A 24640-nucleotide genomic window follows, 5' to 3' on the forward strand; every position below is an offset into this window, starting at 1 on the left:
GGGGTGAGTAAAATTATCATGATTGGAAGAATAGTATGTAAAAAATATCCCATGATCAGATTGGGATAAAAAAATCACTCACAAGCAGCTGCTGCCTGTGAGTGATATGTTATTGTAAAAAAGCATACGTCATTTGCACTTCATTTGCTAGCTTATATCGAAGCTTAGTGGTCGATTGCGCCGCCAGCGCCACGTGGAGAACGTACACTTTCAACCAACTCTTGGATATGGGCTGGTGGTGGCGCAGTCGCATAAGAAACGGCAAATGCGACGATAAAGTTAAGCAAGGCACCAATCACACCAAATGATAATGGTGAGATACCAAACAACCAGTACTCTTCAGTATCAGGGAAGTTTGCTGTACCTGTAACGAAGAACCAGCCTTTAAAGATGAAGATATAAACTAAGATACTAATCAAACCTGTGAGCATACCAGCGATGGCGCCCAAGTTGTTAATACGTTTAGAGAAAATACCCATCATCAATGCAGGGAAAAGTGAGGCACCAGCAATACCAAAGGCCAATGCAACGACCTGTGCAGCAAATCCTGGTGGATTAATACCTAAGTAGGTAGCAACCACAAGCGCAACAGCCATCGTGATACGTGCGACTTTTAGCTCGCCTGCATCAGTGATATTTGGATTAAGGTTACGTTTAATCAAATCATGACTGATCGCTGATGAGATGGCGAGGAGTAGACCAGCTGCTGTAGATAGCGCTGCTGCCAAACCACCTGCGGCGATAAGACCAATAACCCAACCTGGTAGCTGTGCGATTTCTGGGTTAGCCAATACTAAGATATCAGCGTTGACATCAAGCTCATTACCTGCCCAACCTCTATCAACAAACACACCATCACGCTCTAAAGCATGTTCAGCTTTTGCTTTTTCAACGGTAGTCGTTGCAGCAGCAACATCGCCGCCATCAGTAGTAGCGGCAGCCAATGCTAGCTCTGCTGCACCAAGTCCACTATCACTATACAACTGGATACGACCGTCGTTATTGAGATCGTTATATTTAATAAGACCAGTTTCTTCCCATGTTCTCATCCAATCTGGACGTTGATCATATTCGATAGCAGGAGCGTCAACACCTTGTGGATAAACAGTATTGATTAGATTTAGACGCGCCATTGCACCTACTGCTGGGGCAGTGAAGTATAGGAGCGCGATAAATACCAACGTCCAACCAGCTGTCCAACGCGCATCTGCAACTTTAGGAACCGTGAAAAAGCGAATAATAACGTGAGGTAGACCCGCGGTACCAATCATCAGTGATAAAGTAAATAGCACCATATTCAGCTTGTTCGGTACGTCAGCGGTATAAGCGGTAAAGCCTAAGTCGACGACGATTTGGTCAAGCTTGGTTAGGATAGGAATGCCTGATTCAACATGGTTTGAGAACAAACCAAGACCTGGAATTGGGTTACCCGTCAACTCAAGTGAGATAAAGACGGCAGGAATCGTATAGGCAATCATAAGAACCACATACTGCGCAACCTGCGTGTAGGTAATCCCTTTCATACCACCAAGTACGGCGTAGAAGAATACAACAACAGCCGCAATAATCAGACCAGTGGTACTGTCAACTTCTAAGAAGCGTGAGAATGCCACACCAGCACCGGTCATCTGACCGATAACATAAGTGGTTGATGCAATAATCAAACAGACGACTGCAATCATAGCAGCGGTTTTAGAGTAAAAGCGGTCACCGATAAAATCAGGAACTGTGAATTTACCGAATTTACGTAGGTAAGGTGCTAAGAGCATGGCGAGTAGAACATAACCACCCGTCCAACCCATTAAATAAGTTGATGCAGCATAACCGCCAGTGGCGATAATACCAGCCATCGAGATGAATGACGCCGCACTCATCCAGTCAGCGGCGGTTGCCATACCGTTAACAACAGGATGTACACCGCCGCCAGCAACATAGAACTCACTGGTCGAACCTGCACGTGCCCACCAAGCGATACCGAAGTATAAAGCGAAGGACAGACCTACAAAAATGATATTAATCGTAAATTGACTCATAGGGCTATTCCTCGTCTACACCATATTGTTTATCTAGTTTATTCATGCGCCATGCATAGAAAAAGATGAGGGCGATAAATACGATAAGAGCACCTTGTTGTGCAAACCAAAAGCTTATATCAGTACCACCTATTCTAATACCTGACAATAATGGACGTAGCAAGATGCCAAAACCATAAGAGACTAAAGCCCAAATGACGAGGCTGACTTTAATGAGACGGAGATTGGCGCGCCAATAACCTGATGAATCGTTGTGGTTCTCCATAGGACAACTCCTTTTGCCTAACATAAAAACAAGGTCACTGATCTGAGTCTGACAAGTCCCTGTGCTTTAGTGTTTATCTTATTGTGAAAACAGTGTCTTACAACCATAAAAACGATAGATGAAAGACTAAAGCAGAGCGATCAATCAAGATAAGTAACCCAACATTATCAAAATATGAACCAACTTTTCCAGTGTAAACGATACAGACACCGAGGATAAATTACTCGATATGACTGTTATAAAAGTTAAAGGATAAGAGTCGAGGTTAGTCGCTCAAAATCTAATCATTTAACAATAGATATTGAGAGAGTCGATTAAACATTATTATATGGAAATAATGATGTTTAAAGAGGAGGGGTCGGTACTCGCTGACAATCCTCTGTCTTATTATTATCATCTTCCCGATGACATTATTTTAACAATGAGAAATACATTCATGCCGATAAGTATTGCAAGCAGCTTTTATAAACTTATTAGGAATATATACAATATTGACTTATTTAACAATAAATAAATTTTATTTACTTTATGTAACTAAATATGTGTCTTGTAGAAACTATAACTAACTTATGTTAATAGAAGCCAATAGATATCATAACTCTGAGACAATAGTATACTAAGACCTTATTTGTATTAAGGATTTGTTATATTCGTTAGATTAATTGATAAAACCAAAAAACGGCATTTATTTTAAAAATAACGGTTATATAAATAACTATTTTTATTATGAATAAGTATGACATCAATATAATTTCAATATCATAACTATTGATTAGGTATAAAATTTTTTCATAAACTATAAATAATAATTATTATTTTATTCCTATTAGCTTATTACTAAGCAAAAGTTTATAAATAATCAATAATTAAAAAAAGCATAAAAACAGCTAAATTGTCTATAGTCAGTTAAAATACCGCCATATGATATACGTGATTTCCTTGTCATTTTATTGCTCAAATAGGTAATGATGATCAATAAGCAAAGAGAGAACGAAACATCATAAAAAGCCATTAGTTACATCAATTTATAACATATGCTAAAAGTATAGAATGTTAGTGAAGGGGATATAGTATGAGCGAAGGCGTAGCAGGTTGGTTTAATAGCATCGTAAACTATGGTGTGAGTATCATTTGGGGTAATAATGATTGGTTGATTGCCAGCAATCCATGGTATGGACTGCTGATGTTCGTCTTAATTGGTGCAGGTCTATATTTTACCGTGGCGACCCGCTTTATCCAGTTTCGTCATTTTGGTCATATGTGGCAGTTATTACGAGTATCAAATCAAGGGCGTAAAGATGGTGGTATCAGCTCATTTGAAGCACTGATGACATCACTTGCTGCGCGAGTAGGGACGGGGAATCTAGCAGGGGTGGCAATTGCCATCTATTTGGGTGGACCGGGTGCTGTATTTTGGATGTGGATGACAGCGATTGTGGGTATGTCAACCAGCTTTATCGAGTCAACCCTTGCGCAAGCATACAAAGTACCGCATAACGATAATGTTTATCGCGGTGGACCGGCTTACTATATCGAAAAGGGTTTGGGTAAACGCTGGCTTGCCGTATTTTTCTCACTATGTTTGCTGGTCGCTTTTGGCTTGGCGTTCAATGGTGTGCAATCCAATACCATTGCACAGGCGACTAATGAGGCGTTTGGTATTCCAACTTGGATGACCGGCTTGATATTAGTAGTGCTAGTCGCACCAGTAGTATTTGGTGGACTACGATCTGTTGCCCGTATTGCTGGCAAAGTTGTACCAGTGATGGCGATTCTTTATATTCTCTTGGCACTCTATGTCATCTTGACCAATTTTAGCGAATTTCCAGCGGCGATTGCTTTGATTGTAAAGTCAGCATTTGGCTTTGAACAAGCAGCAGGTGGTGTGATTGGTTATGGTATTGCGCAAGCGATGATTAATGGTATTAAGCGTGGTCTATTTTCGAACGAAGCAGGTATGGGTTCAGCACCTAATGCCGCAGCGACTGCAAAAAGCCATCCTGATCATCCGGCAGTGCAAGGTTTTATGCAAATGTTGGGTGTGTTTTTGGACACATTAGTTATCTGTACAGCGACAGCTTCAATTATTATTCTCTCTGGCGTGGTTGATCCTAGTGTTGAGCAAGAAGGTATTCAATTAACACAGCTAGCATTGTCGCAATATGTAGGTGATATGGGTGTAATTTTCGTCGCGATTGCCATCTTCTTTTTCTCATTCACCTCTATCATTGCAAACTATAGCTATGGTGAATCGAATCTTGAATTTATCTCTGGTGAGAAAAATGCCAAAGTGATGATTATGATATTCCGCTTTATGGTCTTGGGCATGGTATTTATTGGCGCTGTCGCCAGCCTGCCAGCTATTTGGAACTTTGCCGATTTATCCATGGGTCTGATGGCATTGGTCAACTTAGTGGCTATTATCATCTTGTCGCCAGTAGCACTTAGAATATTACGTGACTATGAGCGTCAGATTAAAGAGGGCAAAACTGCTGATCAAATCAAGTTTAATCCTGATGATTTTGTGAAATTAAAAGATGAAGCCAATCGTGATGCGTGGACAGATTAAGCTGAAATCCTAGATATACAGCGATTAAATATACCTATAACAAAAAATCGCCCTTTTGAGGGCGATTTTTTTGCAGCTTATTTTAAATAATAACCATCTAAACAATATATAAATAACAATTTACATGTTTGGATAGTTAGGACCGCCACCGCCTTCTGGCGTTACCCACGTGATGTTCTGTGAAGGGTCCTTAATATCACAAGTTTTGCAATGGACACAGTTTTGCGCATTGATGACAAATTTAGCACCTTCTGCGTCTTTTACAATCTCATAAACACCAGCTGGGCAGTATAAACGCGCTGGCTCAGCATAGAGTGGTAAGTTAATAGTAACAGGCACTGTTGGATCAGTTAATTTTAAATGTACTGGTTGATCTTCAGTATGATTGGTATTTGAGATAAATACTGACGATAATTTATCAAATACCAATTTGCCGTCCGGTTTTGCATAGGTTGGCTGATAGGCATGAGCCGCACGCTCAAGCTGATCATAATCTTTTTTATTGTCATGAATGGTCAAAGGCATCTTGCCGCCCATCAGATTTTGCTCTAAAAAAGTAAACGCGCCGCCCATCCATTGACCCATACGGTGCATAGCAGGAGCAAAGTTACGTGCTTCATAGTTGTCTTTATACAACCAAGACTCTTCAAACATCGTAGTATAAGCCAGCACTTCATCATGTTGACGACCTTCTTGCAAGGCTTCGAAAATTGCCTCAGCCGCTAGCATCCCTGACTTCATTGAAGTATGGGTACCTTTGATTTTGGCAGGATTTAAGAAACCTGCGTCATCACCAGCTAATACACCACCTGGGAAGGTGAATTTTGGCAAGGAGTTTAAACCGCCTTTAGTTAACGAGCGTGCGCCGTAAGAGATACGTTTACCGCCTTCTAGAACATTACGGATAAGCGGATGTAGTTTTAGACGCTGCATCTCATCAAATGGCGACATATATGGATTAGAATAGGAGAGATCAATAACAAGACCAAAGCTTACTTGATTGTTTTCAGCGAAATACAACCACCAGCCTCCAGTTGAGCCAGTGTCAGTCAAAGGCCAACCTGAACCATGCATGACCACACCTTCTTCATGCTTAGCAGGATCAATATCCCATAGCTCTTTTAGACCAATACCATAGTGTTGTGGGTCACAGTCTTTATCAAGATTAAAACGACTGATCAAGCGCTTGCCTAAGTGACCACGGCTACCTTCGGTAAATATAGTATATTTAGCAAGCAGCTCATAACCTGGCTCAAAGCTATGTTTCGCTTCGCCACTGGCAGCCACACCCATGTCGCCTGTCAATACGCCTTTAACTGAACCATCATCATTATATAAGATTTCATCAGCGGGGAAGCCTGGGAACATCATGACTTCTAGCTCTTCAGCTTGTTGAGCCAACCAACGAACGACGTTGCCTAATGAGACAATATAGTTGCCTTGGTTATGCATGCTGGCAGGAATGACCGAATCCATTAATTTGATAGATTTGGTCGCTGAACCCAGCATATAGACGCGATCTTCAATTGCAGGAACGTTTAGCGGTGCGCCTTTTTCTTTCCAATCTGGAATCAACTCATCCAAAGCGCGTGTTTCCATGACCGCACCAGAGAGAGTATGAGCGCCAAACTCTGAGCCTTTTTCGACCACACAAACCATGAACTCATCGTTACCTGCTGCGATGGCAAGCTGACGTAGACGGATGGCAGCTGAAAGTCCGGCAGGTCCACCACCAACGATAATGACATCAAATTCCATTGACTCACGTTCTACTTCAGGTTCTGCTGCAACAGGTTCTGGCGCTTTGTCGACAACGATCGTTTCAGCAACTGGCTCAACGGCTTGCGTATCTACAATAACGGGCGTTTCTTCAGCGAGCACTTCTGGTGTTACCACTGCTGGCTCTGGATTTGCTGTGTCTGTCACGATTGGCGTGTCGATATTTACAGTATCACCATCAATAACTGGCGATTGATTGTCTTGCTCTTGCATACCTACTCCTAAACTTGTAGTGGCTTATCTCAGGGCATCATTAGCTTAACAATTGAATAATAAGGCTTGTGGCGCTAACTTTACTCAGACATATGGCTGCCCGATAAAAAGGGTCTTTACGGTATCAGTTGACAACGTTACGATGAAAGTGTTTTTAAAAACCTTCAAAACATAACGTAAAATGTGTCGTTAGTACAACGCCCACCAGACTAGTTCAAATAAAAAATCGTTACTTATTATAAAAGAAAAGTCCCACAAACACGATACGCATTTCACAACATCAGTGTTAAAGTAAGATTAAGACGGTGGGGGGACAATGACGATATTGTCTTATCATACCCGAAACTAAAATTTATAGTAATAACAGATTTGCCAAACTTTGATTACTACGTGAAGGATTGTACGATGACAGATAATAATAAAGATATCGATGCCACGACTTTAAAAGCTGCTAAAACCTCTAATGACAAGCTGTCTGAGCTAAATACTATAGACAATTTGAGCCAATATTTAAAGTCTGCGGCAGGAACACGTGAAGGACGTGCAATACCGCCACTAGAAAATTGGCATCCTGAACAAATCGATGATATGGATTTGGTCATCAAAGCCAATGGCGAGTGGTGGCATGAAGGCGGACACATGACCCGAGAGTCATTAGTCAGTCTGTTTGCCACTATCTTATGGAAAGAAGAAAAAGAAGGCGTGACTGAGTATTTTCTAAAGACGCCCGTACAGAAATTGCGTATCCAAGTGGAAGATGCGCCACTATTAATCAATGATGTCGGTATCGTCAACGAAGACACTAATAGTTGGCTTGAATTTACCACGACAACGGGTGATGTCGTACGCTTAGATGATGAGCATCCTATTTTTTTACGTCCCTATGACTCTGTTAATGTAGAGGGTAATGAAAATAGAAATGATCACTCTAATGATATGGATGCTGTTCATAATAGTCACGGAGAGGAAAACCAACAATTAACATCTGAGGTACAAATGCGTCCTTATATGCTGGTTCGAAATGGATTGACGGCACTTATTGGTCGCAATGTATTTTATCATCTAACCGAGATTGGCGAATTGACAGAGCAAGATGATAAAACCACGCTAACCCTGCAAAGTGGCGGTCATGCTTATACATTGACGATGACATCTATTTAACGGTCAATAATGAGCTATAATTAGCCAGTGATTGCTATTTATCTTGAGCAAATCTTGTTATCTATCTTATAGCCCTTTTTATTTATGGGACTATTATTGAAAGTAATATTGGTTAAATTTACTAGTAGGGTCGGTATGACAGTATTTTTATCAAAATGGCGGTGAAATAATATGAAAGTTGCCGCAAGTGCTGTTACTAACACAGTTAATACTTACTCAATAATTTCTGATAATGACACTGCTGAAGAAGCGATGGTCGATAGTGTGATATACAATCATAATAAAGGGATAAAGGCAGATCCAGACCGTAGCGCGCCCATTGGCTTATTTGATTCCGGTATTGGTGGCTTGTCTGTTTATCTACATTTAGCCCAGCAACTGCCCAATGAACGTTATATTTACTATGCTGATACCCTGAATGTGCCCTATGGCAATCGAGGTAGTGATGAGATTAAAACATTCACATTGACGGCAGTAGAGTGGCTATATCAGCAAGGCTGCAAGCTTATTGTCATTGCGTGTAATAGTGCTTCAGCCTATGCGTTGCAGACAGCAAGGTGCCATTATCCGCAGCTACCCATTGTGGGTTTGGTACCAGCATTGAAACCTGCGGTATTGGCCAGTAAAAGTGGTCATGTGGCGGTACTAGCAACCAAAGCGACTCTAAACGGTAAACTCCTGAACGATGTCATTGCTACGATAGCCAGTCCAAGTGCAACCAGAGTGACCAAATATTTTGACCCGCAACTTGTGCCTTGGGTAGAATCAGGTATGCCGGAAAACAGTGAAACGGCGCAAAATCTTCGTCAGCAATTGCAAGTGTTCGCAAAGGATGGGGTAGACCAGCTGGTATTAGGCTGTACACATTATCCATTCTTTAAAGATTTTGTGATGCAAGCAATTGAAGCGCAAAGACTATCAATGCAAGTGGTTGATTCAGGTCAAGCAATTGCGGAGCGCGTTAAGCAATTGTTGATCGCCAATAATTTGTCAGCATTGCCTATAGATGGATTAGATAGAAATGGTGTTTTAGATACCAGTTTGAGTGACAATCAGATTAAGCCACCGTTGATATTCTATGCGACCAAATACGATAAGCAGATGGATTTGCTGCTATCACGCTTACTTGGCGAGCAAACGCATTTACAATACCATCCTCATTTTGGGTATTAGCCTTAGAGGCGCCTAGGATTAATCTCGATACAGCTGTTATAATTCCGTAGTATATTAATGGAATTGGAAATAAAGTAAACGCATTCTAGCAATATTATGCTAGGCTTGTATTTGCCAAACAGAATATTTTAATTGCTTATTATTATAATTTTTCTGAGAACTCTGAGAACGTATCTTTTTCGACCAGCTAATAGAGATAGAGGTGATTGTGCCAAACCGTCGCTACCATATTCATATTGTATGTGCTGATAACGACCAGTTATTGGTATTGGATAGTATTGCGATATTTTTTCAAGGCCGTGCCTTTTTAACCTATGATGCTTCTAGTAGATTACCCAAAGCTTCGTTATATGGGCGTCAGTGTATTGATGCTTGTGATTATGCTTTAATGGTCATTGGCGATAGCTACGGTACGACGCAAAATAATGGTGTTAGTCAAATGCATTTGAGCTATCTCAATGCTAAAGCGAAGCTCAAACCTTTATTGATACTAATAAAGAAACATCATAACGGCGCCAATATCAGTAGACAGTTGCAAGAATTTACCAGTGCAGTAACGTCAAAAACGGATAAGATTTATTATTACGAGACAGAAAACGACATCGAGCAATTGCTTATCCAAGCCTATTACAAAATGGTTGCTAGCCATAATATAGCTGCGGGATGGATCAGGGTTGATGAAGAGGCGATGAAGACTAATAAACCTTCAGCATCTGAGACTCTAGCGGCTACTTTGACAAATAATAGAGTGACAGGGCAAGAGACTACTGTCGTCCCTAGTCAGAGTATGGACGATAATGTCAGTAAGCCAATCGTATTGACAGAGACCTTTGAGATTCACTATAAAGCCCAAGCTTATGAGGGAGGTAATTTAACCGATGTGACAAGACCAATGGTATTGTCATGGCAAGACGTATTAATTACTCTGATAAAGATGCCAGCTACTTTTTCAAGTTATGGTTTACAAAGTGGTATCAACCGCTTAATCGCTGTGCGAGCTGAGATCGATATCAAGCGCGAGATGCCAAATGTCCATGCTGTGGCACGTTGTCAAATCTCTCAAGACGATCTCAATCATCTACAGCGGCAATTGGTTGCTGCTAATTGGATACAGCTAACTACCTATGGAACACGGGTCACACAGGAGCTTTGGAAGCTGACTTTTTATGCAAAAAGTTTACTTGATGCAAAAAAGCCATCGATAGAAAATCCTGCTATATCAACCGCCATTAGCTAAATTATCGCCTTCGCTATTATCAGTCATTATCGTTGCTACCAATCTTAGAACCTCATACAAATCATGATTCACTAACACATTTTTTGCTGATGGCTACGTTTTGTAATACAAAGTATACGTGGTACTCGTTGTGAATCCCTTTGATACTCGTAATAATGATCAGGATGAACACATAATAATACTGAGCAATTAAGGAGAGCCAATAATGAGTAATACTAAAAATGACGCGTTAAAAAGTGAGTTGGATAGCTTAGAGCAAACCATGCATGAGGCAAGTCAGTTTCATACGTTAGAAGAGCAAGTAGCAGATATGAAGCGCCGCGGTATCGATCCGACCAAAGTCTATAAGGAATTGGATAGAAAGGAAGAGGATGCAGATTGGGGTGATGCCACGTGGAAAGAAAATGGCAAATGGGAGCCTAAGACGCCAGCAGATTTAGATGATAAAGCTCGTGAAAATTGGGATGGTGACAATGGTAAGCCGAATCCACCACCTATCGTTTAATGTTTGAAAATTAGATATATCATATAAACTGTGTCAAGTCATAAAGAGTGTCAGAACTGACATGATCAAAAAGCCACGCTAATTAGCGTGGCTTTTTATTTTTATTAATACTTAAAAGACATTACCTAATCAAGAGCCTTCATCAATACGTACCAGTTTTATAGTACCATCAGCACCCGTTACACGGCGATATCGCGTTGTGCTTGAGTTTGATGGGCTGATCGCTGTAGGCTGCGAGTAGCTATTAGGTGTAGTATTTTGCTGTTGAATCAATTGTCCCATACGATCAGCAGACGCGGGGTTTAAAGGACGACTGTTTGTTGGCTGGTTATACTGATTGCCGTATTGCGAAGTATTAGGCGCCGTATTACCAACGATGGCACGATAGAATTTCTGCCCTGCACGTCCATCAGCTGGAAAAATGCCACGGCTAGACTGGTACTGCTGGATAGCAGTACGAGTATTGTCACCGATAATGCCATCGACGGCGCCGATATCATATCCTGCATTTAATAATGCTTGCTGAATCGCTCTGGATTCTTGGCGACCAATACCAGGATCGTCAGTTGGCCATGCTGTGATAAAGTCAGTTTTACTGCTACTTTCGCGAGTAATCAAATCTGATAAATGGGCAATCGCCAGTGCATAGCTTTCTGAGGCGTTATAAGAATAGAACGTATCAAAGTTTTTACCGACTAAGAATGCAGGGCCGTCAGGACCTGCTGGTAATAATAATCCAGCACTACTCAAGTCAGAAGGCAGTGGGCTGCCGTTAGCAAGGGTTAAACCTTGATTGCGCCAGTGGCTCATCGACTTTTTATCTTTACGGTTGGACGCTGCCCAAAATCCACTTGGCAGTTTTACCTCATAACCCCATGCTTCGCCTGAACGGTAGCCACGTTTATCTAAGAAGTTTGCCGTAGAGGCAAGGGCATCGGGGACGCTATTGACCAAGTCGCGGCGACCATCGCCATCGAAGTCGACTGCCAACTCTAAAAATGTACTTGGCATAAACTGCGTCTGACCAAACGCGCCTGCCCATGAACCTGTCATATCGCTTGGCGCAATATCACCGTTTTGGACGATTTTTAGTGCATTGGCATATTCGCCTTGGAAATAGCTTTGGCGGCGATCAAAGCAAGATAGGGTCGCTAAAGATTCAAACAAAGGTTTTTTTCCCAATGTCTGCCCAAAGTTAGACTCCACACCCCAAACGCCTAATACGTGCTCGGCTTTAACGCCATAGCGCGATTCAATTTTACGTAACGTATCCGCCCATTGACGCTTGGCACGGATACCATCTTCTACGCGTTCGGTATCAACAAGTGATGACAAATAATCCCAAACGTCTTTTTGGAATTCAGGTTGATAGTTTAGCGATTGAATAACACTAGGGTCAGGCTCACTGGGACGATAGTTATTAAAGGTATAGCTATCAACATCACGAAATTTGCTAGAGTTTTTTAGACCATCTAGACACTGCTGAAACTGAGCATTAGACAAATTTGGTGCGTCTGGCTTGGCAGCTTGAGCGGTGCTGACAAGACTTAAGCCAATCGCTGCCGTCAATAAAGATAAGGTGGATAAGTGATTCAAGCGCATAAAAATATCCTATAAGCGTCGAAGTAGCTGTTAAAAAAAACAGTTACTAGAAATTATTTATTAGAAAGTAAAACAAAGCGATGAAAAGTCGATTTTACTTAGAGTAACCAATCTCAATAGTAAAGAAAAGGTATCGTAGCACTCGGTTACTATAAGCTGACGTTGGCGTGAGGTTAGGATAGGGTTTTAGAAAAATATAGCATTACATAATTTTAGTAAAGTTTTTGGTTTTAATGTGGATGATTAATTTTACAGGTGTTTTACAAAGCTATTCCGCTAAAATGATATCCAACTTCTCAATAAAATCATGAATACGTGCTGCGTTTTTACCCAAATCGCTACCGCCAACTCGCGATTTACTACGGATATCAACCAGACGCACGCTACCATTATCATTGATACGTACAACGACATCATCTTTAAAACCAAACCACGCCGTAGTATCTGTTGCTTCAACAATACCTTTATTAGCATCGATATTGACAAGCTCCCAACCTAAATTTTTGGCAACTTGTTCGGCAGCGTTTACCAATTCAGCTTTTGATTGTGAATAGACTAGCGTTTTTAGTTCCGGATAGCTTTGACGTTGTTGCTCGGCAGTTGCTTCACCAGCATAAGCGACTGGATTGGGTGCGTCAGCCCGTAGCGGAGCAATAGCGACAAACTCAGGTGGGTTGATTAAGTCAGTTGAAATATCATGAATAGGCGCTACGCTTTTGCCCTTACTCAGCATACTAAGTGGTAATCCGAGAGCAACGGCCGATAACGCAATGGTGACTACCACATTGGCAAGCGTTAGTGTATTTCGCTTAAATATAACTTGTAATACGAGCAATACAAGGGCTGCAACAGCGGTCAATATGCCATATTTAAATCCTGTAAACACCGTACCTAATTCAATGATGTCATACTTATAAAGAGGGCCTGTCAATACGACTAATAAGAAAGCAATGAGACTTACGAAACTCACTAAAATTTTCATTAGATTTCTCGCTTATGGTTTATTCAACAACCAAACATTCTCTGTCACCGTCATCTCAGGTGCGGCGTTTAAAGTCGATGGTTTGCCCTCAAGCTCTTGAATTTGATAGTGAGCGCTATAGTACTGCTGGATTTGCTCATGACTGATTGAAAAGGGCGGTCCTGCTCGCTCATTTTGGTCGTAATTGAGTGTCAGTAATAACTGATGAGCGTTTTGACTGAGGTCGATGACTTGCTGGCTATATTGCGGGCGCAACTCTGCTGGCATCGCAATTAATGCTGCTCGATCGTAGACCGCATCAACGCGACCAACATCATTAGTACGTAGCATAAATATATCTGCAACCCATAACGCTATTGTTTGTCCTGATAACTGCCCTTGATAGCATTTAATATTTGAATTTTTATCATGCGCTTTTATCGTATAAGAGATATTATTTTCAGCAAAAAATTCCTGTACCGCTGACTCAACCAATTCAACGCCGACCATATCAAAACCTTGATTGGCTAGCCAAATCATATCAATAGATTTGCCGCATAAAGGGATGAATATACGGCTTCCGGTGGCCATCTTTAAATCTGAAAAGTATTTAATCAACAAAGGATTCACTTTAGGCTGATTAAAGCCGATGCGTTTTTCCTTCCAGCGAGCCTGCCAAAATTCTGGATTCATTGCTTTAGCCTTCAGTTATAAGAATTTCTATTATCAGTTATTTTTCACAGTCGATGCATTATCATAACTTGTCGCTTGATATTGTCAAAGTCATTAACTCCAATAAAATTATCAAGAATTAAAAAAGCCAAATACTTATATTATAAGCATTTGGCTTTTATCAAATAATAAATTAAGACATGTCTGAAACGAATAAATTGTTAGGCAATGTGATGCTTAGCTCACCATATATTGACTGAACTCTTTACGCAGTTTGGCAAGTTTTGGTGGTATGGCAAAGTTGCAATAAGCTTGTCCTGGGTTGCGATTAAAAAAGTCTTGATGTGTCTCTTCTGCTTGATAAAATTCAACCGCAGGATGTACTTCGGTCACCACATTTATACCCATGTCACGCAGCTTGTTAATGGTACGATCGATGGTCGGTTTTTGCGTTTCATCAGTGTAGAACACGACGCTACGATATTGGCTACCTACATCATTACCCTGACGATCCATCGTGGTGGGATCATGAGTGGCAAAGAAGACATCAAGTATCACCTCTAATGGGACAATCGATTCGTCAAATTCGACTTTAATCACTTCAACGTGACCAGTATCCCCACCGCAGACTGCTTCATAGTTGGCTGATACCGCATCGCCGCCCATATAACCTGATATTACAGTCTGTACGCCTTTTACGGATAAAAATACTGATTCGGTGCACCAAAAACAGCCACCGCCTAATATAATGGTTTGCATAATTCTTCCTATTCTTATCATTATAAAATATGAGCCAAGCATGTTTTACAAATTTATTTTGCTTGGCGATATACATTTAGCTTAACAGTGCAGTTGCCTGCGATAAGTAACAAATAGTAATGTTATAATGGGCTTTTGCTACGTTAAAAAGCTCGTTATTATCAGCTGCTTATTATTGATAGCGTCAGTCAAGATGATTACACACGTTAAAGTTTAGTTTAATTACCAAAGAATGAGTCACATTATGAGCCAATCTCAGCCTACCACTGTTAAACATGACACCTTATTCACCACGCCACTAGATAAAGCAGCTCGCTTTTCATTTGATGAGCAAGTGGTGGCTTGTTTTCCGGATATGATTCGTCGCAGTGTTCCCGGTTATGGTCAGGTATTGGCGATGTTACCCATATTTGCTCGTCGTCATTGTAAATATCGCCAACAGAGTGGTAGTGGGCAGCGTGTGAGCCGTATTTATGATTTGGGTTGCTCACTGGGTGCTGCAAGTATGACCTTGGCTGGCGAGTTTGAGCCGCAAGATTTGCAAATTAAAGCGATTGATATTTCACCTGCGATGACCACTGAAGCGACTACTTTACTGAATGATAATTATCCTGAGCATGACATAGAGGTTATCACTGCGGATATTCGCGATATTGAGCTTGAGCCATGTGATATGGTGATTTTAAATTTAACCTTACAGTTTTTACCGGCTGCCGATAGAGTGGCGGTGTTAGAAAAGATTTATGCGGCACTCAGCGAAGGCGGTATATTGGTATTGACCGAAAAGACTCATGCTTTTGATGAGCAGTATGATGCGTGGTTGGTTGAACGTTATTACGATTTTAAACGTGCCAACGGCTATACCGAGATGGAAATCAGCGGCAAACGAAATGCACTAGAAAACGTTCTTATTACGGATACTTTAGATGAACATCACGCACGATTGAGTGATGTTGGCTTTCAGCGTCATCTCACGTGGTTTCAATTTTTAAACTTTGTCTCTATTGTGGCGTTTAAATAATTCTTATTTTTAACACAGTTGTTTTTTGATCAATACGGTAACCTGCTTTTATGCTTAACGACACTATTGCCCACGCCGAACGTGAACTGTATTTAACCCTGCTAGAACTAGCGCAACAGCAGCCAAATGCTTATGAATGGCTCACACAATTACCTAGATGGTTAAATGATATCAAGGACAAAGCCAATTACGCGCATGCGCCTGCCTATCAAGCATCGGTTGCGCGTTTACCGAATATAACAGTCAATCATGTCGATCTGAACAGTGATGTCCTGACGATTGAGGCAAATCTTAGTGAGTCTCAGCGCAAACAAATAATAGCATTATTAAAGCAACTGATGCCGTGGCGCAAAGGGCCTTTTCAAATTGGTGGTCAGTTCGAAAATCAAATTGATAGTGGTCAGAATGAAGATGAACAAGCCGCGCCAATATTGATTGATACCGAATGGCACAGTGATTGGAAGTGGCAACGAGTCGCACCGCATTTGAGTCCTTTAAAAGGTCGCCGCGTCTTAGATGTTGGTGGTGGTTCTGGTTATCATGGTTGGCGTATGGCAGGAGCAGGCGCCGATACGGTCATCATCATTGATCCGTCGTGCTTGTTTTACCATCAGTTTATGGCGATTCGGCATTTTGTAGATAGCGCAGATGCTCATACTCATGGTACAGAGCGTTATCGAACTCATTATATTCCAGTGCCGCTTGAAGCATTACCGGATAATAGCCAGCTGTTTGATACCGTGTTTGGCATGGGTGTGCTGTACCACCGTCAGTCACCTTTTGAGCACTTGCAACAGCTTAAAGGGCAGTTGGTCAAAGGCGGTGAGCTGGTACTTGAAACTTTGGTAATAGAAGGCGATTCCAATACGGTACTGGTACCGCATGACCGCTATGCTCAAATGAATAATGTGTACTTTTTACCTTCGGTTGCCGCATTAATAGGCTGGTTAGAGAAAGCTGGTTTTACTGAAGTACGCTGCGTCGATGTGGCAGTAACTTCAGTCGATGAACAGCGCAAAACTGAATGGATGACTTATCATTCGTTAGCAGATTTTTTAGATCCTAATGATTCTAGCAAAACTCTTGAAGGCTATCCTGCGCCGATGCGTGCTACTCTAATTGCCAAGAAATAATCGCAAAAAAAATGATTGCTAAAGCAGTAAATCTTCAATGCTTTTTAGATAAACCACCGTGTAAATGCCATTTCTAACAATACTTTTAAGATAAAACCGATAAAACCAGCACCAAGTGCCAAAAACATCCAGAATGTACCAGCGCGACCAGCACCAGACTGTTTTGATAAGTCCCAAATGATAAAGAATAAAAAGGCAATAAAAATGGGCAATAAGATGTAAAGCCCCCAACTGGTAACGGTACTGGCAGCAATGGCAAACATAATTTTATCCTATATATAAAGTCATAAAGTACCACGTTCTCTGTTCGTTATTTTATTGCTTATTAATGAAATATTTACAAATAGTTGAATAAATATTTAAGCGTCACGATATCTAGAGAAAGTAGCCAATAAATGGCGTTATTATAACGTGGAATAGGCTAGGTATGAATGTTTCATCAACCTTGGGAAACAGGAACGCTACAATAACTCTGACCTATGAGCCATCTGCCAATTATAATAACCCTTAAACGTCAAATAAACCCTAGCACCTTGCTGTAAATAGCATTTTATCGCTATTTTTGGTCCAAATAGTGCAATAGTAGGTAAAGGTTGTTATATTTGCAGGTTACTTATCTTTTTATCATATTTGATATACCACCACTTTTATTGTTTATTTATCCGAGTTTATAGTCCTATGTCACAAGCCCAAATCGATACGCTTACCTCACTGTTTGACAGTGCGATTGCAGTCCTAAAAAATGACGGCGAATTACCAGCTGATTGGCAAAATAATAGCCAAATTACGCGTACTAAGGATACCAGCCATGGTGATTTTGCCAGCAATATTGCCCTGACTGCTGCCAAAGCTGCCAAAGCCAATCCGCGTCAAGTGGCTGAAAAAATCGTTAATGCATTGCCTGAGAATCAAGATATCCGCCAAATAGAAATCGCGGGTCCAGGGTTTATCAATGTGTTTTTGAATACTGAAGCCAAGTTTGCAGTGTTAGATGATATCTTCAATTTGCAAAATGGCTTTGGCTTAAGCAAGCAGTTTGACGGACAAAAAATACAGGTCGAATTTGTCTCTGCTAACCCAACTTCTAGCTTACACGTTGGTCACGGTCGCGGCGCTGCATTTGGTATGAGCGTATCAAACTTGCTTGAGGCGATTGGCTATGATGTCACGCGTGAGTACTATGTCAATGATGCCGGTCGCCAGATGGATATCTTAGCGACCAGTACTTATTTGCGCTATCTAGAAACCAATGGTGAGACTGTCACCTTCCCCGTCAACGGCTATCAAGGCGACTATGTCAGTGATATTGCTCAGACATTAAAGACGCAGCATGCTGATACTTACGTACATCGTTTCGCAGATATTGCCGAGAACGTGCCAGAAGATGCGCAGTTCGAAATAAATGCCGATGGCGAAAAAGTACTGCTATCAGGTGATAAAGAAGCCCATATCGATGGTCTAATTGCCAATAGTAAAGCTTTACTTGGTAATGGTTATGAGCTGTTTCTAAATGCAGCATTAAGCAGTATTTTGGCTGATATCAAAGACGATCTAAATGACTTCGGTGTGAGTTATGAATGCTGGTTTAGCGAAAGATCAATTGATAGCGAGATTGAGCCAGTCTTACAGATTTTAGAAGACAAAGGCTATCTCTACGAAAAAGACGGCAATATCTGGTTTAAATCGACGGATTTTGGCGATGAAAAAGACCGTGTCGTACGCCGCGCTAATGGGCAAAGCACCTACTTTGCCTCTGATATCGCCTATCATAAAAATAAATTCGATCGCGGTTTTGACAAAGTCGTGAACGTTTGGGGTGCAGACCACCATGGCTATGTACCGCGCGTAAAAGCGGCTTTATTGGCGCTTGGTATCGATGCCGACCGTTTAGATGTGGTATTAGTGCAGTTTGTCGCATTATGGCGCGGTGATGAAAAAGTACAAATGTCATCACGCTCTGGCAAATTCGTGACCTTACGTGAGCTACGTCACGAAGTTGGCAACGATGCAGCGCGTTTTTATTACGTCGCGCGTAAGCCTGAAGTACACGTTGATTTTGACTTAGAGCTTGCGAAATCGCAAAGTAAAGACAACTTAGTTTATTACATTCAATATGCACATGCCCGCGTTTGCCGTGTGTTAGAAAAACTACAAGCCAGCGGTTTAAGTGTGGATGATGCGATAGGTGCGGCGCAGCAAGAATTACTTGTTGCACCAAGTGAAGAAGAGTTGATTAAGCTGCTTGCCGCTTATCCTGCTACCTTAATGCGCTCAGCGACAGGTTATGAGCCGCACATCTTGACTAATTACCTTAAAGAGTTGGCAGCGTTATTCCATGGTTGGTACGATAGCAATCGTATTTTGCCTGTGAGCCTGACTTCAGGTGAGACACCAAGCGCCGATGAGATGGCGATGATGCAAGCTCGTTTACGTTTATCTAAAGCAGTACGCCAAGTTATCAGTAACGGGCTTGGTCTATTAGGGCTGTCTGCACCGTCTAGCATGTAATAAAGCTGGCAACTGACAGTAATAATTCAATAATGACAGATAGATTCAGTAGGGAGAATGCGATCCATGTTAGCCAAAAAACCAAGAGGTGCCACTGAAAAGCGCAAAACAAGTAGTGCGTCAGGCTTATTATGGATGTTTGTTGGCGCAGTGTTGACACTGATGATCGGGGTATTCTTATATCTGTCACCATGGTTTAATTTTAGTCCCGCTGATACGGCTGGAGATCCTAATAAGCAAATACAGCAACGAGTGGATCCTGATGCAGACAATGGTGATTATGAATTCTATGATATTTTACCCAATCAAGAAATGGCAACCGTCCCTGATGAAGAATTTGATAAGACCGACAATGACCAGCTGGGTGAAATCATAGAATTTGAACCGGATGTGATAGTCAATCAAAATGACAGTAATGTGCCTAGTGCTAATGATGATACGGGTAATATTTCTGAAGGTACAACCAGTGCGCCAAATGCTGGCGCAGCTACTGGTAATGATGATATCGTTATTATTGAAGAAGATGCGACCTACGACGGCACGCCAGCGACAAGCAATCCGGGTACTAATGCAAACAAACCCAATGCTGGCAATGCAAGTATTCAAGCTGCTAAGCCTGCTGCTACGTATATCTTACAAATTAACAGTTTTGGTGATGCTGATGAAGCCGACCGTCGCCGTGCGCAAGTACTGATGGCAGGTGTTGATGCGAAAGTCGTTAAAAACACGACTGGTAATGGCTTGCCTATCTATCAGGTGATTTCACGCCCGATGAATAGTCGTCAAGCCGTTGCTACTGCTCAGCAGCGCCTGCAAAATAACGGAATTGATTCTATTATCGTTGAACAACGTCGGTAGTTTTAGATTGATTTGATTGTTTAAAAAAAGCGTCACAGTGGCGCTTTTTTTATACGTTTTTTTTGCTAATAGCGGCGTATTTTTTCTAAGCTTAACCCACTATATTGAAATTTTTTATTGCCACACTAACCGAGAGTATCGCTATGACGGTATCTAATTCAGCAGTAACCACGCAAAGTCCTTTTAAAGCATTTTTTCAAAAATACTTTATTGATGCATTTACTGGTATGGCTTTGGGGCTTTTTGTCACCTTAATAGCGGGTCTTATCATCTCGCAAATCGGTGGCTGGCTAAATCTTCCAACACTGATTGCCGTCGGAAAATTGGCATCTGTGTTAATGGGCGCGGGCATCGGTGTCGGCATTGCTTATTATCTAAAAGCGCCAACTTTGGTAATGCTTAGCTGCTTGGTCGCTGGTATGTTGGGCGCTCACTCTGAAGCATTAATGGCAGGTAATCTATTTATTGCTCAAGAAGCAGGTCCGGCAACCTTTGCTGCGCTACCGGGTAATCCAATCGGTGCATATTTGGCGTCAGTTTTTGCCTATCGCGCTGGTACATGGGTTGCAGGCAAGACCAAGCTCGATATTCTACTGGTACCTTTACTGGTCTGCGCGGTGGCATTAGCGGTATGTGCGCTGCTCAATCCTCCTGTTGTTGCTGCGGTCAATGCCATTGGTCAAGGGATTCAAGCGGCAACCACATTACAACCGTTATTAATGGGAATCGTGATTGCTGTCGTCGTTGGCATATTGCTAACGATGCCGACATCGAGTGCGGCGATTTGTATTGCTATTGGACTTGGCGGAGTTGCAGGTGGGGCGGCAGTGGTAGGCTGCGCGGCACATATGATTGGCTTTGCCGTCGCCAGTTTTAAGGACAACGGCATAAGTGGGGTTGTGTCTCAGGGTTTAGGCACTAGTATGCTACAAATCCCTAATGTGCTCAGAAAACCCATTATTTTATTACCGGCTGTTATAGCAAGTGCTATCGTTGGTCCGATAGCGACCGTCGGCTTTGAGCTAGCATGTACGGCTACAGGCGCAGGTATGGGAACTGCAGGACTGGTTGGCGTATTTGGCGTGATTGAAGCGTCAAAAGATATTATGAGTACTGGTCAATTATGGACGGCGATTATTTTATTGATGTTTATATTGCCTGCTGTGATTGCTGGCGTTGTGGCTTATATGATGCGTCGATTTGGCTGGTTGGTCGATGGCGATATGAAACTGCCTTAGTATCCATTGAAAAATAAGCAGCATTCCTTAAAAACTAAGATTTAAGGAAGAACTCAGGAAAATCAAAAAGCCCAGTTATTTAAGATAACTGGGCTTTTCGTTCTTCTAGCATTTATAACATTTTTAAATTAGCGACGTACATCTTTAGGGGCGTCGCCTTTTGGCCAATCTTTGTCTTTATTGGCTTTTACCGGACGTGGCAAGTGAGTAAAGTAAGCAGCAATATCGACGGCTTCTTGGTCAGTTAACGTATTACCTTGACCAAAGGGCATTTTGCCTTTGATAAATGCCGCAGCCGTATAGGTACGTGCCATACCAGCACCATCATTGAATGACTTTTCACCAGCGACAGCAGGATAAACGTAAGTGCCATCGTCGTTATACTGACCTTCACCAGTTGCACCATGACAAACGCTACACTTCTCTGCAAATAGCTTTTTGCCATTGTCAGTGTTTGGCTCGAGGTTTTTATCCACTTTGACAAAACCGCGACCTTCAGGCGATACGCCAAATGGCATGTCTTGCGACAACCAGCTCATGTAAGCCACCATCGCGTTCATATCATCTGAACCAAGATCAAGTGCCTTACCGTTCATCGAACGCTCAAAACAGCCGTTAATACGTTCTTGTATCGTATTGACACGACCTGCGCGCGTACGATAGATAGGATAGACACTGGGCATATTGTTCCAAGGCGCGGCATAAGCCTCTGAACCATTGCCAAGGTGACAGCTGGTACAGTTCAGCTGATTACCAACGTTATTTGGCATCTCTTTATAAGTGTGATTGGCAATTTGTAAGCCGCGACGCACAGCGGCACCAAACTCATCATCTGGAATCGTAGATTCATCTGGCATCTTAATAGTAGGCTTGCCACTTGCCGTATCAGTGCCACCTGCGGTCGCAGTTATGTCATTGGCAGCTGGCATGTTACTTTTGATCGCTTCAGCGCGTGCTTCGAGATCTTTTACTCGTGCCAATGCTGCTGCTTCTTCGACACGGTCAACGGCTTTGGTTTCAGTGTGATCGCTACAACCAGTAATACCGACAGCACTAATGGCAAACATAGTGGCTATCAAAACGGAGCGCTTAGGATATGGGAGCGTTTTCATAGGAATATCCTTATTTTAAAAAGTAATATAGAAATTTAAATTTATATGCTAGTTTAGGTGCCATAATGGTAAAACCAACTCGATATTTTGTGTCAGTAAAAGGCTAAGAGCAGTAAAAATAAGGATAATCTTTAGAACAGCATAAAAATAACACGTAATATCGAGTCTTTGAGGCAATCTTAGTTGCTCAGCAGCTTAACTCTAGCGCTTGAAATATAACAAAGAATGAAGCGGTAAGTTGCTAGTAACATTAGTGTATCAAATACAAATACGTAAAGTGTTTTAAAATTGAAAACAGAAGCCATAACATCAGTGTTTCGTTGCTTCTTTTAAACTGAAGTCCTTGTATTTAGCATAAAAAAGCGCTCAAACATAAATCATGTTTGAGCGCTTTTTTTAAATTTTAACGTAACTGCTCGCTAATTAAAACGAGTGATGTAGCAAGTTAACAGTTAAGCAATTTCAGGCGTCTTGCCTTCGTTAATCACTTGCTCATCAACGAGTACGGTCTTAGCATCCTTCATAGAAGGCAGCTCATACATCGTCTCTAACAAAGCATTTTCAACGATAGAGCGCAGTCCACGAGCACCGGTTTTGCGTGCCATCGCTTTTTTAGCAATCGCATCAAGCGCTTCTTTGGTAAACGTAATGTCAGCGCCTTCCATATCAAACAGATACTTATACTGCTTAACCAAGGCGTTCTTAGGTTCCGTCAAAATCTGAACCAATGCATCTTCGTCTAGCTCTGTAAGCGCAGCAAGTACTGGAAGACGACCGATAAGCTCCGGAATAAGTCCAAACTTGATCAAATCTTCAGGCTCTACTTGTTGCAGTAGTTCTGAGCTACGACGACTATCATCTTTTGAGCTGACATCAGCATTGAAGCCAATGCCTGTTTTTTCAGTACGCTGCTGAATGACTTTATCAAGACCGGCAAACGCACCACCAACGATAATCAAAATATTGCTGGTATCGACTTGGATCAACTCTTGCTGCGGATGCTTACGACCACCATGTGGCGGAATAGCCGCGACCGTACCTTCGATAAGTTTTAGCAATGCTTGCTGTACGCCTTCACCCGATACATCACGCGTGATAGAAGGGTTATCACCTTTTTTGCTGATTTTATCAATCTCATCAATATAGATGATGCCTTGCTCCGCTTTACTAACATCATAATCTGATGCTTGTAATAGCTTTTGTACGATGTTTTCAACGTCTTCACCAACATAACCGGCTTCGGTCAAAGTCGTGGCATCCGCCATCGCAAAAGGAACATCAAGTAGACGTGCTAGCGTTTGCGCAAGTAAAGTCTTACCAGAACCTGTTGGACCAATCAGCAAAATATTACTCTTTGCCAATTCTACCATTGCATCATCAGCGCCAATTTTAGCTTTTTTGCTATCATTGGCTAAAGTTTGGCTAACTTTTAGACGCTTATAATGGTTATAAACGGCAACAGCCAAAGCTTTCTTAGCAGCATCCTGACCGATGACGTATTCATCAAGCTTGGCGCGCAATTCTTTTGGTGTTGGCAGTTTTTTATTGACCCAAGAGGTATCAATATCGCTATCGTCATCACCATGTTCGTCACTGTCGGCGATAAGGTCTGTACATAGCTCAATACATTCATTACAAATATTGGCATCGTCAGCGGCAATCAGCTGCTTCACTTCACTTTTTTCTTTGCCGCAAAACGAGCACTGCGGGGTGTTATCTTCTGCCATATACAGGCACTCCTAAAATTTTATACTTATAAATATTCTGATGTGTGTATCAACGCTTAAGTACCTAATATAGAGCACTTAAGCATAAGCCGCGCTACTAGCTACATCGATACA

At 41.8% G+C, this 24640-nt stretch carries 20 protein-coding genes; 10 read left to right on the top strand and 10 right to left on the bottom strand.

Annotated elements, in window-relative coordinates; translation table 11 throughout:
* Positions 1-164: 164 nt before the first annotated feature.
* Together OEG80_RS01270 and OEG80_RS01275 are read right to left on the bottom strand one after the other, a co-directional pair.
* Positions 165-2033: a sodium:solute symporter family protein gene (locus OEG80_RS01270; protein WP_133104866.1), complete on the bottom strand. Its 1869-nt coding sequence runs from the start codon at positions 2031-2033 to the stop codon at positions 165-167.
* 4 nt (positions 2034-2037) lie between these two features.
* Entirely contained in the window at positions 2038-2298 is a 261-nt protein-coding gene (locus OEG80_RS01275) for a DUF4212 domain-containing protein (protein WP_011514563.1), read from the bottom strand.
* Between the two features lie 1072 nt (positions 2299-3370).
* Between OEG80_RS01275 and OEG80_RS01280 the strand changes: the two genes are divergently transcribed.
* Positions 3371-4867 carry an alanine/glycine:cation symporter family protein gene (locus tag OEG80_RS01280; RefSeq protein WP_263241369.1) on the top strand — a complete coding sequence of 499 codons (1497 nt, stop codon included), beginning with the start codon at positions 3371-3373 and terminating at the stop codon, positions 4865-4867.
* 120 nt (positions 4868-4987) lie between these two features.
* On the opposite strand, the gene OEG80_RS01285 is transcribed toward OEG80_RS01280, so the two are convergent.
* Positions 4988-6625, bottom strand: a complete 1638-nt coding sequence (locus OEG80_RS01285; protein WP_041772654.1) for an electron transfer flavoprotein-ubiquinone oxidoreductase — start codon at positions 6623-6625, stop codon at positions 4988-4990.
* Positions 6626-7264: 639 nt separating this feature from the next.
* On the opposite strand from OEG80_RS01285, the gene OEG80_RS01290 reads away from it, so the two are divergent.
* From OEG80_RS01290 to OEG80_RS01305, 4 genes are all read left to right on the top strand, one after another.
* A complete protein-coding gene (locus tag OEG80_RS01290) occupies positions 7265-8020 on the top strand; it encodes a DUF1285 domain-containing protein (RefSeq protein WP_263241371.1) in 756 nt (251 codons plus the stop codon).
* A 171-nt stretch (positions 8021-8191) separates the two neighbouring features.
* Positions 8192-9193, top strand: a complete 1002-nt coding sequence (gene murI / locus OEG80_RS01295; RefSeq protein WP_263241372.1) for a glutamate racemase — start codon at positions 8192-8194, stop codon at positions 9191-9193.
* Between the two features lie 208 nt (positions 9194-9401).
* A complete protein-coding gene (locus tag OEG80_RS01300) occupies positions 9402-10430 on the top strand; it encodes a DUF4062 domain-containing protein (RefSeq protein ID WP_263241373.1) in 1029 nt (342 codons plus the stop codon).
* A gap of 205 nt (positions 10431-10635) precedes the next feature.
* Positions 10636-10935, top strand: coding sequence for a hypothetical protein (locus OEG80_RS01305; RefSeq protein WP_263241375.1), 300 nt, complete (start codon positions 10636-10638; stop codon positions 10933-10935).
* 129 nt (positions 10936-11064) lie between these two features.
* Here OEG80_RS01305 and OEG80_RS01310 read toward each other — a convergent pair whose 3' ends face one another.
* The 4 genes from OEG80_RS01310 to msrA form a co-directional block, all read right to left on the bottom strand.
* The gene (locus tag OEG80_RS01310; protein ID WP_263241377.1) at positions 11065-12537 is read right to left on the bottom strand and encodes a lytic murein transglycosylase; all 1473 of its coding nucleotides are present in this window, start codon (positions 12535-12537) and stop codon (positions 11065-11067) included.
* Positions 12538-12805: 268 nt separating this feature from the next.
* Positions 12806-13519, bottom strand: a complete 714-nt coding sequence (locus OEG80_RS01315) for a DUF1499 domain-containing protein (RefSeq protein WP_263241379.1) — start codon at positions 13517-13519, stop codon at positions 12806-12808.
* 12 nt (positions 13520-13531) lie between these two features.
* A complete protein-coding gene (gene tmpT, locus OEG80_RS01320) occupies positions 13532-14191 on the bottom strand; it encodes a thiopurine S-methyltransferase (RefSeq protein ID WP_011514554.1) in 660 nt (219 codons plus the stop codon).
* Positions 14192-14407: 216 nt separating this feature from the next.
* The gene (gene msrA, locus OEG80_RS01325) at positions 14408-14929 is read right to left on the bottom strand and encodes a peptide-methionine (S)-S-oxide reductase MsrA (RefSeq protein WP_263241380.1); all 522 of its coding nucleotides are present in this window, start codon (positions 14927-14929) and stop codon (positions 14408-14410) included.
* A 232-nt stretch (positions 14930-15161) separates the two neighbouring features.
* Between msrA and cmoA the strand changes: the two genes are divergently transcribed.
* Both cmoA and cmoB read left to right on the top strand, forming a co-directional pair.
* Positions 15162-15950 (top strand): carboxy-S-adenosyl-L-methionine synthase CmoA, encoded by a 789-nt coding sequence (cmoA, locus tag OEG80_RS01330; RefSeq protein ID WP_263241381.1) that lies wholly within the window; start codon positions 15162-15164, stop codon positions 15948-15950.
* A 50-nt stretch (positions 15951-16000) separates the two neighbouring features.
* The gene (gene cmoB / locus OEG80_RS01335; protein WP_263241383.1) at positions 16001-17083 is read left to right on the top strand and encodes a tRNA 5-methoxyuridine(34)/uridine 5-oxyacetic acid(34) synthase CmoB; all 1083 of its coding nucleotides are present in this window, start codon (positions 16001-16003) and stop codon (positions 17081-17083) included.
* A 44-nt stretch (positions 17084-17127) separates the two neighbouring features.
* Here cmoB and OEG80_RS01340 read toward each other — a convergent pair whose 3' ends face one another.
* Positions 17128-17346, bottom strand: a complete 219-nt coding sequence (locus OEG80_RS01340; protein ID WP_263241384.1) for a DUF2788 domain-containing protein — start codon at positions 17344-17346, stop codon at positions 17128-17130.
* 415 nt (positions 17347-17761) lie between these two features.
* Between OEG80_RS01340 and argS the strand changes: the two genes are divergently transcribed.
* The 3 genes from argS to OEG80_RS01355 all read left to right on the top strand — a co-directional run bounded on the left by argS (position 17762) and on the right by OEG80_RS01355 (position 21687).
* Positions 17762-19591, top strand: a complete 1830-nt coding sequence (argS, locus tag OEG80_RS01345) for an arginine--tRNA ligase (RefSeq protein ID WP_263241385.1) — start codon at positions 17762-17764, stop codon at positions 19589-19591.
* 66 nt (positions 19592-19657) lie between these two features.
* Positions 19658-20449, top strand: coding sequence for an SPOR domain-containing protein (locus tag OEG80_RS01350; protein WP_263241386.1), 792 nt, complete (start codon positions 19658-19660; stop codon positions 20447-20449).
* Between the two features lie 143 nt (positions 20450-20592).
* Positions 20593-21687, top strand: a complete 1095-nt coding sequence (locus OEG80_RS01355; protein WP_263241387.1) for a PTS transporter subunit IIC — start codon at positions 20593-20595, stop codon at positions 21685-21687.
* 128 nt (positions 21688-21815) lie between these two features.
* Here OEG80_RS01355 and OEG80_RS01360 read toward each other — a convergent pair whose 3' ends face one another.
* Both OEG80_RS01360 and clpX read right to left on the bottom strand, forming a co-directional pair.
* Positions 21816-22799, bottom strand: a complete 984-nt coding sequence (locus tag OEG80_RS01360) for a c-type cytochrome (RefSeq protein ID WP_263241388.1) — start codon at positions 22797-22799, stop codon at positions 21816-21818.
* A 452-nt stretch (positions 22800-23251) separates the two neighbouring features.
* Positions 23252-24526, bottom strand: a complete 1275-nt coding sequence (clpX, locus tag OEG80_RS01365; RefSeq protein WP_020444354.1) for an ATP-dependent protease ATP-binding subunit ClpX — start codon at positions 24524-24526, stop codon at positions 23252-23254.
* Positions 24527-24640 lie beyond the last annotated feature (114 nt).

Source organism: Psychrobacter sp. SC65A.3, assembly GCF_025642195.1.
GTDB lineage: Bacteria > Pseudomonadota > Gammaproteobacteria > Pseudomonadales > Moraxellaceae > Psychrobacter > Psychrobacter cryohalolentis.